Origin of the sequence: Streptomyces sp. NPDC058221, from assembly GCF_042882365.1 — a bacterium.
Taxonomy (GTDB): domain Bacteria; phylum Actinomycetota; class Actinomycetes; order Streptomycetales; family Streptomycetaceae; genus Streptomyces.
In genome coordinates this window covers 15,885-28,434 of record NZ_JBHVWF010000112.1, presented here as the reverse complement: position 1 = coordinate 28,434, position 12,550 = coordinate 15,885, and the positions used below count along the sequence as shown (strand labels likewise).

Annotated in this window: 12 protein-coding genes and 1 riboswitch; of the genes, 3 read left to right on the top strand and 9 right to left on the bottom strand. The window is 72.1% G+C overall.

The annotated features are described in order from the left end of the window. Positions 1–39: 39 nt before the first annotated feature. On the bottom strand, positions 40–870 hold the full coding sequence (locus ACFVW8_RS28665; RefSeq protein ID WP_389694961.1) for a sulfurtransferase: 831 nt from the start codon (positions 868–870) through the stop codon (positions 40–42). A gap of 233 nt (positions 871–1,103) precedes the next feature. Here ACFVW8_RS28665 and ACFVW8_RS28660 point away from each other — a divergent pair, with 233 nt between their 5' ends. Beyond that, positions 1,104–1,880 carry a VOC family protein gene (locus ACFVW8_RS28660; RefSeq protein ID WP_389694959.1) on the top strand — a complete coding sequence of 259 codons (777 nt, stop codon included), beginning with the start codon at positions 1,104–1,106 and terminating at the stop codon, positions 1,878–1,880. Positions 1,881–1,891: 11 nt separating this feature from the next. Here the strand turns inward: ACFVW8_RS28660 and ACFVW8_RS28655 are convergent, their stop codons facing one another. Continuing rightward, positions 1,892–2,515: an amidohydrolase family protein gene (locus ACFVW8_RS28655; RefSeq protein ID WP_389694957.1), complete on the bottom strand. Its 624-nt coding sequence runs from the start codon at positions 2,513–2,515 to the stop codon at positions 1,892–1,894. Here ACFVW8_RS28655 and ACFVW8_RS28650 point away from each other — a divergent pair. Next, a complete protein-coding gene (locus ACFVW8_RS28650) occupies positions 2,499–2,780 on the top strand; it encodes a MarR family winged helix-turn-helix transcriptional regulator (RefSeq protein WP_389694955.1) in 282 nt (93 codons plus the stop codon). The two genes, ACFVW8_RS28655 and ACFVW8_RS28650, sit on opposite strands and share 17 nt — an antisense overlap. 124 nt (positions 2,781–2,904) lie before the next feature. Here the strand turns inward: ACFVW8_RS28650 and ACFVW8_RS28645 are convergent, their stop codons facing one another. The 4 genes from ACFVW8_RS28645 to ACFVW8_RS28630 all read right to left on the bottom strand — a co-directional run bounded on the left by ACFVW8_RS28645 (position 2,905) and on the right by ACFVW8_RS28630 (position 8,356). After that, positions 2,905–3,555, bottom strand: coding sequence for a thymidine kinase (locus ACFVW8_RS28645; protein WP_389694953.1), 651 nt, complete (start codon positions 3,553–3,555; stop codon positions 2,905–2,907). Positions 3,556–3,603: 48 nt separating this feature from the next. Then, positions 3,604–4,794: an alkaline phosphatase family protein gene (locus tag ACFVW8_RS28640; protein ID WP_389694951.1), complete on the bottom strand. Its 1,191-nt coding sequence runs from the start codon at positions 4,792–4,794 to the stop codon at positions 3,604–3,606. After that, positions 4,794–5,390, bottom strand: a complete 597-nt coding sequence (locus tag ACFVW8_RS28635; RefSeq protein WP_389694949.1) for a DUF5998 family protein — start codon at positions 5,388–5,390, stop codon at positions 4,794–4,796. The genes ACFVW8_RS28640 and ACFVW8_RS28635 overlap by 1 nt, the downstream gene beginning before the upstream one ends. 77 nt (positions 5,391–5,467) lie before the next feature. Next, a complete protein-coding gene (locus tag ACFVW8_RS28630; RefSeq protein WP_389694947.1) occupies positions 5,468–8,356 on the bottom strand; it encodes a GNAT family N-acetyltransferase in 2,889 nt (962 codons plus the stop codon). A gap of 173 nt (positions 8,357–8,529) precedes the next feature. Between ACFVW8_RS28630 and ACFVW8_RS28625 the strand changes: the two genes are divergently transcribed. After that, positions 8,530–8,811: an HPr family phosphocarrier protein gene (locus ACFVW8_RS28625; protein WP_330828282.1), complete on the top strand. Its 282-nt coding sequence runs from the start codon at positions 8,530–8,532 to the stop codon at positions 8,809–8,811. Positions 8,812–9,013: 202 nt separating this feature from the next. On the opposite strand, the gene ACFVW8_RS28620 is transcribed toward ACFVW8_RS28625, so the two are convergent. From ACFVW8_RS28620 to ACFVW8_RS28610, 3 genes are all read right to left on the bottom strand, one after another. Further along, positions 9,014–9,724, bottom strand: coding sequence for a GntR family transcriptional regulator (locus ACFVW8_RS28620; protein WP_389694945.1), 711 nt, complete (start codon positions 9,722–9,724; stop codon positions 9,014–9,016). A gap of 221 nt (positions 9,725–9,945) precedes the next feature. Next, a complete protein-coding gene (locus ACFVW8_RS28615; protein WP_389694943.1) occupies positions 9,946–10,758 on the bottom strand; it encodes a M23 family metallopeptidase in 813 nt (270 codons plus the stop codon). Between the two features lie 12 nt (positions 10,759–10,770). After that, positions 10,771–10,938: riboswitch (cyclic di-AMP (ydaO/yuaA leader) on the bottom strand. 214 nt (positions 10,939–11,152) lie between these two features. Further along, positions 11,153–12,535, bottom strand: a complete 1,383-nt coding sequence (locus tag ACFVW8_RS28610) for a M16 family metallopeptidase (RefSeq protein WP_389694965.1) — start codon at positions 12,533–12,535, stop codon at positions 11,153–11,155. Positions 12,536–12,550: the final 15 nt, after the last annotated feature.

The window sequence follows — 12,550 nt, the reverse complement described above, 5'->3', positions numbered from 1 at the left end:
GGCGGCAACCCGGCCCCCGGGTTCCGGCCGACTGCTCCGCTACTGGGGGTCGGGCCCGGTGGCGACCGGACGGGATCCGTCGGCCGACCACTGCGACCAGGAGCCCGCGTAGAGGGCGGCCGTGAATCCGGCGATCTCCAGGGCCAGCACCTCATGGGCGCCGGAGACCCCCGAGCCGCAGTAGACACCGACACCCGCGCCGCCCTCGGCTGCGCCCAGCTCCGAGAACCGGGAGACCAGCCGCTCGGCGGGGAGGAACCGCCCGTCCGCGGTGACGTTCCCGGCCGTGGGCGCCGACACCGCCCCGGGGATGTGCCCGCCCACCCGGTCGATCGGCTCCACCTCGCCGCGGTAGCGCTCGGCGGCCCGTGCGTCGAGCAGCAGGCCCGAGCGGGCCATGGCGGCCGCACCGTCCGCGTCCAGCAGGGGCAGCGCACCCGGCTCGGGGGCGAAGTCACCCTCGGCGGGGGCCGGGGTCTCCTTCGACAGCTCACCCGTCCAGGCGGCGAGACCGCCGTCCAGCACCCGGACGTCCCGGTGCCCCGTCCAGCGCAGCAGCCACCAGGCACGGGCGGCCGCCCAGCCCTGGCCGCCGTCGTACACAACCACCGAGCTGTCCCGGCCCACGCCCGCACGGCGCATGACCGCACCGAATTCCGCCGGATCGGGCAGCGGATGGCGACCTCCGCTGCCTGCCGGACCGGAGAGTTCCGTCTCCAGGTCGACGAAGACGGCTCCGGGAATGTGCCCGGCCCCGTAGTCGGGCAGACCGTGCGGACCGCCGAGTTTCCAACGTACGTCCAGGAGCACCGGCGGACGTGGCCCCGCCGACTCGCTCATACATTCGGATGCGGAGATGATGGGCTTCATGGGCGCCATCCTCGCGCAGTTACCTGCTCGCCTGTAACAACAGCGAAATGGTCGTACCACAACAAAAGGGACCTCCTCCGTCGAGATCACGGAAAGTGCGGCGCGGCCGGGGCGCATCGGGCGCCGGGTGGTGCAAGCATCTGCACGGGGCGTACACATCCCGTACCGCACGACGGCGCGCAGGCCCCGTTCCCCCCGTACGGCCACCACGATGGTCCGAGGAGAGAGTGACGATGACCGAGGCTGCCGCTCGGCGTACACCCGGAACACCTTGCTGGGTGAGCCTGATCGTGCACGGCCTGGACACGACCCAGAACTTCTACGCCGAACTGTTCGGCTGGGAATTCGGACCGGGCCCGGAGCAGCTGGGCCCGTACGTCCGGGCACTGATCGACGGGAAGGAGGTCGCCGGTCTCGGACAGCTGCCTCCCGACCGGCACCTCCCGATCGCCTGGACGACCTATCTGGCCACGGACGACGCCGATCTCACCGCGGAGTCGATCCGCGCCTGCGGCGGCACGGTGGCGGTGGGACCGCTGGACGCGGGCGAAGCGGGCCGGATGGCCATCGCCTCGGACCCCGGCGGGGCGGTCTTCGGGATCTGGCAGGCCGCCCGGCACGTCGGCACAGCGCTGGCGGGAGCGCCGGGCACGCCCGTCTGGAACGAGCTGGTGACCCGGGAGACGGCGACGGTCGCCAAGTTCTACCAGGCGGTCTTCGGCTACGAGACGGAGGCTGTCGTCTCGGCGGACTTCGACTACCAGACCCTGCACCTGGACGGCCGCCCGGTGGCCTCGCTGCACGGCGTCGGCCACGGCATGCCACGGGACCGCGGACCGCACTGGATGACGTACTTCGAGGTCGCCGACACGGACGAGGCGGCCGAGCACGTGGTGGAGCTCGGCGGACACATCCTCCAGCCACCCAGGGACGGGGCCGGCGGCAGGGTGGCGACGGTCGCGGACCCGGAGGGCGCCGCGTTCACCCTCGTGCGCTCGGCGGCTCGCTGAGCCGATCGTCTTCAGAGTTCGAGGCCGAAGAGTGCTGCCGCGTTGGCGGAGGAGAACTTCTGTCGGTCCTCTTCGGAAGCGAAGTGCCCGAGGAAGGAGTGGATCTCGCCCTGGGCCGGGTGCTGGAACGGGTAGTCGGTGGAGAAGATCAGCCGGTCGATGGTGGTCACCGACAGGGCATGGCGGAGCAGCGCGGGGTTGAGCATGCCGGAGGCGGTGATGTGGAAGTTCGTCCGGATGCAGTCGGCGACGGATCGCTGCAGGCCGGCGATGCGGGAAAGACTGTCGGCCCGGTCGAGCCAGAACAGCAGCATCTCGCCCCAGTGGCCGAGCACGATCTGCAGGGCGGGGTGCCGGTCGAAGGTGCCGCGCAGGATGAGCCGGAGCGCCGCGGTCGCCGTGTCGAGGTGCCAGCCCCATCCGAAGGTGGCCAGGGCGAGATCGGGCACATCACCGAGGCCTCGGTAGGGGGCGTCGCGCACCGCGTCCGAGGGGATCTGCGGGTGGATGAAGACCGGCTGGCCGAGCTCCGCCGCCGCGGCGAAGAATGCGTCGTAGGCCGGGTCGTCCAGGAATCGGTCACCGGAGCGGCCGTAGACCATCGTGCCGACGTGACCCATGTCCTTCGCGCGCACGAGCTTCTCGAGCAACTTCAGCCGGGCGGTGCGACGCCTGGAGAAGGCGGGCCTGGTACGGCGTGAGGCTGATCAACACGATGCACGGCGGGTGCTCCTGTATCCCACCGAGAAGGCGCAGGAGAACCTGCAACGACTGCGCGAGGTCTGGAGCCGCCTCCTCGATGAGGCCGTGACCGACTCCGACGAGATCGACGCCGCGATCTCCACCCTGCGGAACATCGAGACCCGGCTGGTCGCCCGAACCCGCCCCGGGGCCCGGTAGATCCGGCGATCGAGCCGGCGCCGGACCGTCGTGTCCGCCCGGGACGTGTTCCGTGCGTGGACCGGGGCCGTCGGGGTCGCGCCTCTCGCAGTACGCGCAACCGCGGCCTGTCCGGCCGACAACCTCAGTCGGAAGCCACCGGCAGGACGTCCGGTGACAGTGCGCCCGCTTGGGCGGAGGCGCTGGTCATGCGGCGGCGGTGGTGGCTGCGGCAGAGGACCTCGTAGCCGACGTCCTTCGCCGGGCTGTCGACATCGCCGATGACGACCTGCGCGCCTTCGACGACCATCTCGCCGCCCACCGTCCGGGCGTTGTGCGTGGCACGGGCGCCGCACCAGCACAGGGCCTCCACCTGGAGGGCCTCTATGCGGTCCGCGAGCTCGATCAGCCGCTGGGAGCCGGGGAAGAGCTTCGTGCGGAAGTCCGCGGTGATACCGAAGGCGAAGACGTCCAGGCCCAGGTCGTCCACGACGCGGGCCAGTTCGTCGATCTGTTCCGGGGCGAGGAACTGCGCCTCGTCGGCAATCACGTAGTCCACCCGGCCGCCCTGGGACAGTTGGCCGACGAGGTACCCGTACAGATCCATGCCCGCGGTGGCCTCGACCGCCTCCGTGACCAGGCCCAGCCGGGAGGACAGCTTCCCCTCCCCCGCCCGGTCGTCACGGGTGAAGATCACACCCTGGAGGCCTCGTGCCGACCGGTTGTGCGCGATCTGCAGCGCCAGCGTGCTCTTCCCGCAGTCCATCGTTCCGGAGAAGAACACAAGCTCGGGCATGAGGGGTTGAGCACCTTTCGGGACAGGCGGAGCGCGGGACGGCGGTGGCTACGAGCGTACTTCGAGGAGCGGGACGAGCTGCTCGACGGGGGTCATCGAGCCGTGCATGCCGACCATCGCCGACTCGTGCGGCTCGTTGTCGGAGGCGGTGATCACGACATCGTCATGCGCTGCGGCGATCACGTCACCGATCCGGCCGATGACGCGTTCGTCGATCCGGGGGCCGAACCAGCCCGCCGCGACGGCCTCGTCCCGGCTCGCCACCCAGAACTGCTCGCCGAGCACCTCGCGCCAGACGGCCAGCACATCGGCCTCGGCACCCGGGACGGCGTACACATGGCGGGCGCGGCCCTCGCCGCCGAGCAGCGCGACGCCCGCGCGCAGCTCCCAGTCCTCGTCGAAGTCGATCCTGGACTGCTCGTCGAACGGGATGTCGATCATGCCGTGGTCAGCGGTGATGTAGAGCGCCGAGCGCGGCGGGAGCTGTTCGGCCAGCCGCCTGGCCAGTCCGTCGACATGCATCAACTGGCCGCGCCAGGCGTCGGAGTCGACACCGAAGCGGTGTCCCATGCCGTCGACCTCGCTGTAGTACGTGTAGACGAGCGAACGGTCTCCGGCGGCCAGCCGCTGGGCGGCGACGTCCATCCGGTCCTCGCCGGTCAGCCGGCCCAGGAACGAACCGCCGCTGAGCGCGACCTTGGTCAGCGGGGTCTGCTCGAAGCCGGGTGCGGACACCTGCGCGGTGCGCACCCCGGCCGCGTCGGCGAGCGTGAAGACGGTCGGGTACGGCTGCCAGACCTTGGGCTCCGACCAGGGCCTCCAGCGGAGCTGGTTCATCAGCGCGCCGGTGGCCGGATTGCGCACGGTGTACCCGGGCAGTCCGTGCTCGCCCGGGGGCAGCCCGGTGCCGACGGAGGCCAGCGACGTCGCGGTGGTGGCCGGGAAGCCCGCCGTGACCGGCCGGCCCGTGCCGCCGCGCGAGGTGGGCAGCAGGGAGTGCAGGAAGGGGGCCTCGTCCGGATGGGACCGGATCTGCTCCCAGCCGAGGCCGTCGATCAGGAAGACGCAGTTCCGGTCGGCGGGCGTGAGCTCGGTGATCGCCGCCGTGAACCCGGGGACGCCCTGTCCCGCGACGAGTGTGGGCAGCAGATCGGCGAGCGAGCCACGGCCGTACTCGGGCACCGGAGCGGTGTCGACGGGGAGCGGTGCGGGGTCGTCCTGCCAGGCCGGCTGGGCCATCAGCGACCGGCCGGCCCGGTTGCGGCCGTGGCCTCGGAGAGGGCCTGGGCGAAGGCCAGCGTCTGGCGCACGGTGTCGGGGCCGTCGCCGGCCTCGCTGACCCGCAGGCTCAGGTCGTCGGCGGTGGAGCTGCCGGTGTAGCCGTGGTCGGCCTCGCAGTTGGCGTCGCCGCAGGCGGCGGGCTCCAGGTCGATGCGGGAGACCGCGCCCCAGCCGATGGTCAGGACGACCTCGCGGGGCAGCGTGCCCGGGACGTACTTCTCCGGGTTGGCCACGACGCGGCTGACCACGACCGAGGAGATCCGGTCGAGCTTGACCGATTCGGTGGACGTGGTGGCGTAGGGCGTCGGGGAGCTGGTGTCGGCGTTCTGCTCGTCGGTGTGGCTGACGACGAAACGGGTGTCCGTGAGCACCAGGACCGTGACGTGCCGGCGCACCTCGTTGGAGTCGAAGGTGGTCTCCTGGTGCACCAGGTACGAAGAGACCGGCTCACCGCCCACGGCGGCCTCCACCGCCTCGGCCACGAGGGCCGGGTAGTAGCCGCTGCGCTCGATTGCCGCGCGCAGCCCCTGGGTCGTCGTACCGGTCTTAGCCATACGGACCATCCTACGGGGGGCCGATGACTGCCGGGGACCCTCCCGCCCGCCCCGCACGGGAGTGCGCCCCGGGCCGGTCAGTAGTTGGAGAGGCGGCGCGGGCCGATGTCGGTACGGGCCGGGGGCGGTGAGAGCCGGACGCTCGCGCCGAGGACCGTCAGCCCCTGGGTGGCGACCACGACCGGTTCCAGCGCGATGGAGACCACCTCGGGGTGGTCGTCGACCAGCAGGGAGACGCGCAGCAGCAGCTCTTCCAGTGCCGCGGTGTCCACGGGGGCCGAGCCGCGCCAGCCGAAGAGCACCGGGGCGGCCCGGATCGAGCGGATCAGCTCGGCGGCGTCCCGGTCGGTGGCCGGGACGAGCCGGTGGGCGGTGTCGCCGAGGAGCTCGGACGGCGCCCCTGCCAGGCCGAAGGAGAGGACGGCGCCGGCGGCCGGGTCGATCGTGGCCCGTACGACGGTGTCGACACCGCGCGGTGCCATGGCCTGCACGACGGGCCTGAGCTCGGCGGGCTTGCCCAGCAGGTCGGTCAGTTCGCCGAACGCGCGGCGCAGCGCGGGCTCGGTGGCGAGGTCGAGCCGGACACCGCCCAGGTCGGCGCGGTGGCGCAGATGGGGTGCGGTGGTCTTCAGCGCGACCGGATAGCCGAGCTGCGCGGCTGCGGCGACGGCTGCCTCGGCGTCGGGGGCGGGCAGCGTGGGCCGGACGGCGATGCCGTAGCAGGCCAGGAGTGCGCGGGCCTCGTCGTGCGCCAGGGGCCTGCCGCGCGGATCGGGGTCCTTGCCGAGCAGGGCCTCGATACGGGCGGCCGCGCCCGCCTCGTCGATGGTGTCGTCGAGGAACTCGGGCACCTTGCCGGGGATCGCAGCCTGGCGTCGCCACTGGGCGTACTTCACGGCTTCGGCGAGCGCCCGGACGGCGCGTTCGGCGGCGGGGTAGGCGGGGATCCGGCCGGCGGCGCGGGCCTCTGCTGGTTCGGTGGCGGACCCGCCCGGAGGCGTCGCCGGAGCCGGCGTCGTGGCGGGGGCTCCGCCCGAGGGCCGTCCGGGCGCCGTGACGCCGGGTGTGGCCGGGACCGGGCGCTGCTGGGCCACCGTGCTGGTGGCGGCGGCCAGGGCCTCCGCGAGACCGCCGATCTCCACGTGGACGACGGCCACCGGCTTGGCGGGGCCCGCGGCGGCTGCCGTGTGCAGGGCGGTGGCCAGCACCTCGCCGTCGCCCTGCTCCGCCTCACCGTCCTCGCCCACCCAGGGGATCGCCGTCACGATCACCGCGTCACAGCCCTCGTCGGCCAGCGCCTCGGCCAGCGCGTCCCGGAAGTCCTGCGGGGTGGCACCGGTGGTGAGGTCGCGAGGCGGGCGCGGGCGCAGCCCCTCGGCCAGGCAGGCGTCGTACGTGAGCAGGCCGAGGGACTCGGAGTTGCCGAGGATCGCGACGCGTCCGCCCGCCGGGAGCGGCTGGTCGGCGAGGAGCAGGCCGGCGTCCACCATCTCCGTCACCGTGTCGACGCGGATCACCCCTGCCTGCCGCATCAGCGCGGAGACGGTGGCGTCCGGGATCCGGCTGATGGGCACGGCGTGGCCGGGCGGGGTGGAGCCGCTGTGCCGGGCGCCCTTGACCACGACCACCGGCTTCACCGCGGCGGTACGCCGGGCGAGGCGGGTGAACTTGCGGGGGTTGCCCAGCGATTCGAGGTACAGCAGGGCGACGTCGGTGTCCGCGTCCTCGTACCAGTACTGGAGGAAGTCGTTGCCGGAGATGTCGGCGCGGTTGCCCGCCGAGATGAAGGTGGAGAGTCCCGCACCGCGCCGGTAGAGCCCGGAGAGCAGGGCGATGCCGATCGCGCCGGACTGGGTGAACAGGCCGATGCGTCCGGAGTCGGGCCGTTCGGGGGCCAGGGAGGCGTTCAGCCGGACGGCTTCGGAGTTGTTGATGATGCCGAAGGCGTTCGGGCCGATGATCCGCATGCCGTACGAGCGGGCCTGGCGCACCAGTTCGCGCTGCCGTTCGCGGCCCTCGGCGCCCCACTCGGCGTATCCGGCGGAGAGGACGACCAGCCCCTGGACGCCGTGTTCCCCGCAGTCGGCGACGGCTTCGGGCACCCGCTCGGCGGGCACGGCGACCACGGCGAGGTCGACGGTTTCGCCGATCTCGCCGAGGGAGCGGTGGGCGGGCACCCCGTCGATGGTGCCCTGATCCGCGGCGAAGGCGCTGTTCACCGCGTAGGTACGGCCGGTGAATCCCGCGCCCAGGAGGTTGCGCAGGACCGTACGGCCGACCCCGCCGGGGTTGCGTCCGGCGCCGATGACGGCGACGGAGCCGGGGGCGAGGAGCCGCTGCACGGACCGTGCCTCGGCACGCTGCTCGCGGGCACGCTGGACGGCGAGCGATTCGGCGGTCGGTTCGAGGTCGAGGGTGAGGTGGACGGAGCCGTCCTCGAAGCTGCGCTGCTGGGTGTATCCGGCGTCCCGGAACACCTTGATCATCTTGTTGTTGGCGGGCAGCACCTCGGCGGCGAAACGGCGGATGCCGCGTTCCCGGGCGACGGCGGCGATGTGTTCGAGCAGGGTGGAGGCGACCCCGCGGCCCTGATGCGCGTCCTGGACGAGGAAGGCCACCTCCGCCTCGTCCGCAGGGGCCGACGCGGGCCTGCCGTGCGCGTCGATCCGGTCGTAGCGGACCGTGGCGATGAACTCGCCGCCCACCGTGACGGCGAGTCCCACCCGGTCGACGTAGTCGTGATGGGTGAAGCGGTGGACGTCCTTGGCGGAGAGCCGCGGGTACGGCGCGAAGAATCGGTAGTACTTCGACTCGGGCGAGACCTGCTCGTAGAAGCTGACCAGCCGTTCGGCATCGTCCGTGGTGATCGGCCTGATCCGCGCGGTGCCGCCGTCGCGGAGCACCACGTCCGCCTCCCAGTGATCGGGGTAGGCGTGATGCGGACTCTGCTCCACAGAGGGCTCCATGGGCAAAGCCTACGGCTCGGTCACCGGTCGCGTGGGGGCCGGGGCCGGGGCAGTCTGGGGGTGGCCGGCCGACGGCAGGACGCGGGCCGCGGACGGGCCGCGGGTCGGCCGGAGCATTGCGCACTGCATGAGAGACTGGTCTAGACAACCATTGATTCGTGAAGGGCAGAACCATGGCTGAGCGCCGCGTCAACGTCGGTTGGGCCGAGGGCCTGCACGCCCGCCCCGCATCCATCTTCGTCCGTGCCGCCACGGCTTCCGGCGTCCCCGTGACCATCGCCAAGGCCGACGGCAACCCGGTGAACGCCGCGTCCATGCTCGCGGTGCTCGGGCTCGGCGCGCAGGGCGGCGAGGAGATCATCCTCGCGTCCGACGCCGACAACGCCGAAGCCGCTCTGGACCGCCTGTCCAAGCTGGTCGCCGAGGGGCTCGACGAGCTCCCGGAGACCGTCTGATCCAGCGGTCACGACTGCCGGAATTCCTGCGGATGAGCCGCGGCCCCCTCGACCGGGAGCCGCGGCTCTTTCGTTTACACAAGGAGCCGGCCAATCCGGACAGGATCCGGACAGGCCACTTCACCGAATTCAGTGCAGCACCGAATTCAGGGCAGCAAAAAGAAGCCCCCCTGAATACTGTTATTTGTATACGGCGTAATTGTTAAAGCCGGCCGCTCGGGGTGTTTACGACATGTTGCGAAGTCCTCACCCGGCCGGCGCGGGGAACGGTGCCGGAACCCGGCCGGTCCGGGCGGCGCAGCCGGTGTGCGTCGGTGGCCCGCTCGGCGTGCTGGGCGGCCAGCACTCTCGCCCGCTCCGCGTCGCCGCGCGCCACAGCGTCCACGATGGCCCCGAGCTCGGCCCAGGAGTCGGCCGGACGGGCCGGCTGGTCGACCACGTACATCCAGGCGATCTTGTGCCGGAGCTGGGTGAGCAGGGCGATCAGGCCGGGGCTGCCGGAGGCCTGGGCGAGCGTCTCGTGGAACCAGCCGCCCAGTGAGCGCAGGTCCTCGCCCTCACCCCGGCGCGCCCGCTCCTGCCCCAGCCTGACCAGACCGCGCAGCACCTTCAGGTGGGCGTCGGTGCGGCGCCGGGCGGCGCGGGCCGCGCCGAGCGGCTCCAGCAGCATCCGGACCTCCAGCAGATCGGCCGCCTCCTGCTCGTCGGGCTCGGCGACACAGGCCCCGGCGTGCCTGCGGGTGACCACGAAACCCTCGGACTCAAGGGTGCGCAGCGCTTCGCGCACCGGGACGCGGGAGACCCCGTAACGGCGTGCGAGCACCTCCTCCGTGAGTCGGCTGCCGCGTTCGAAGACACCCGAGACGATGTCGTCACGGATTGCCGTGCATACCGAATGCGCCGGAATGCGCATGTCCGAACCTCCGCCTTAATCCCCGCGAAACGCGGCCGATCGACGCCTATCCTGTGACTCTATTGCAATGCCGCCGCATTTCCGATGCCGGGTGGAAATTCATGAATATCTTTTGGTCACCGAGAGGTTCGGGAACGGGTGCCACGCCCTGCTCCGGCGGCCGGGCACGCCGAAGGCCCCGGCGTTGGTGCCGGGGCCTTCAGCGAGGTGGTCCGCTTCGGTCAGACGGTGACGCCGTGGGCGCGCAGGTAGGCGACCGGGTCCATGTCGGAGCCGTAGGACGGCGTGGTCCTGGCCTCGAAGTGGAGGTGCGGCCCGGTGGAGTTGCCGGTCGATCCGGAGAGACCGATCTGCTGCCCCTGGCCGATGCTCTGCCCCACGGAGACTCCGATCGAGGAGAGGTGGCCGTACTGGGTGTACGTGCCGTCCGTCATCCGGAGCACGATGTTGTTGCCGTACGCGCCGCCCCAGCCGGCCTCGACGACCGTACCGGCGCCGACGGCGACGACGGAGCTGCCGGACGCGGCGTGGAAGTCGATGCCGGAGTGGCTGCCGGAGGACCACATGGAGCCGCTGGACTTGTAGCCGGTGCTCACGTAGGAACCGGCGACGGGGAGCTGGAAGGTGCCGAGCCGGGCGCGTTCGGCGGAGCGGGCGGCACGCGCCTTGCTCTCGCGGGCCTTCTCGGCGCGGGCGGCGGCCTTGGCCTTCGCGGCCGCCCTGGCCTTGGCCTCGGCCTTCTTCTTCGCCTTCGCTTCGGCTTCCGCCTTCGCCTTGGCGGCGACGTCGGCCTGGTGCTGCTGCACGTCCGCCTGCGCCGCGATCCGGTCGGCGAGGTCACCCTCGATGGCGATGACCTGGGTGAGGCCGGTCTCGCCGGTGACAGGGGTCTCGGTGTCCGCGGCGAGGGCCGGAGAGGCCATGGAGCCGATGACGCCGGTGGTGGCCAGGGTCGCGATGCCGACGGCCTTCGCGCCGCAGCGCGTCAGACGGCTCGGGGCACGGTGCTTCCCGGTGGCACGGGTGAACGCCATGAAGTGGCTGGTCCTTTCCTTCCTTCTCGCCTACCGGGTTAGCTGACGGGTTCGGAGCAGGAAGGTCTCCTACGGATCCACCAGCCTCACAGAGGCACGGGCATCCGATTCACCCCAGGGACTGCGTGGGTCCCCGGCTCCCCCGGCTCGCGCCTGACGGGGACTCGGCGATGGCTGTCCGGTACGTCGCGGATGCGGCATACGGGTGACGGACAGCCGGGCCGACGCTAGGCGGGGGTGCTTCTCCGCACCAAACGGACAGGCCGCTTTGTAGCGCATCCCACAGGACAGACAGGCGACCTCTCCCCCAAAGCAGGCAAAAGGGAAAGCCTCCGGCGGTTCAGTGACTGCCGGAGGCTTTCCCTTTTGCCCTGCTGTCAGGGTGATTGACCGGTCAGCCGGTGACGACCGAGACCTCGCCGATGCCGAGCGCCCTGACGGGCTCCTCGATCTGTGCGGCGTCCCCGACGAGGACCGTGACCAGCCGGTCCCCCGGGAAGGCGTTGACCACGGCCGCCGTGGCCTCCACCGTGCCCGTGTCCGCCAGGCGCGCGTACAGCTGTGCCTGGTAGTCGTCCGGGAGGTGCTGCTCGACCTGGTCGGCGAGGGTGGCCGCGACGGAGGCCGCCGTCTCGAACTTCAGCGGGGCGACGCCCACGAGGTTCTGCACGGCCGTCTCGCGCTCGGCGTCCGTCAGGCCCTCGGCGGCCAGGGTCCGCAGCACCTTCCACAGGTCCTCCAGCGCCGGACCGGTGGACTCGGTGTCCACCGAGCCGCTGATGGCCAGCATCGCGGCGCCGGTCGCCCCCGTGGCGGAGTCCGCGGCCGAGGAGCGCAGCACCTGGGCGAAGGCACGTACGCCGTAGGTGTAGCCCTTCTCCTCGCGCAGTACCCGGTCGAGCCTGGAGGTGAGCGTGCCGCCCAGGCAGTAGGTGCCGAGCACCTGGGCCGGCCAGACGCTGTCGTGCCGGTCGGCGCCGATCCGGCCGATCAGCAGCTGCGTCTGCACCGCGCCGGGGCGGTCCACGATGACCACGCGGCCGGTGTCGTCGGCGGTGATCGGCGGGACGGGGCGGGGCTGGGAGGTGTTGCCCGACCAGTCGCCGATGGTGTCGGCGAGCAGTGCGTCCAGGTCGATGCCGGTGAGGTCCCCGACGACCACCGCGGTCGCGGTGGACGGCCGCACATGGGCGTCGTAGAAGGCGCGCACGGCCGCGGAGTCGATCCGCTCCACGGTCTCCTCGGTGCCCTGGCGCGGGCGCGACATACGGACGGTGGCCGGGAAGAGCTCCTTGGAGAGCTGCTTGGCCGCGCGCCGGGCCGGGTTCGCCTGCTCGTGCGGGATCTCGTCGAGCCGGTTGTTCACCAGCCGCTCGATCTCGCTGTCGGCGAAGGCCGGTGCCCGCAGGGCCTCGGCGACCAGGCCGAGCGCCTTGGCCAGCCGGGACGCGGGCACCTCCAGGGAGACCCGGACGCCGGGGTGGTCGGCATGGGCGTCCAGGGTGGCGCCGCACCGCTCCAGCTCGGCGGCGAACTCCTCCGCGCTGTGCTTGTCGGTGCCCTCGGACAGGGCGCGCGACATGATCGTGGCCACTCCGTCCAGACCCTCGGGCTCGGCCTCCAGCGGGGCTTCGAGGAAGATCTCGACGGCGACGACCTGCTGGCCGGGGCGGTGGCAGCGCAGCACCGTGAGGCCGTTGGGCAGGGAGCCGCGCTCAGGCGCGGGGAAGGCCCAGGGCCTCGCCGCTCCGGGGGCGGGCTGCGGGTGGTACTCCATCGAAACTCCAGTCGC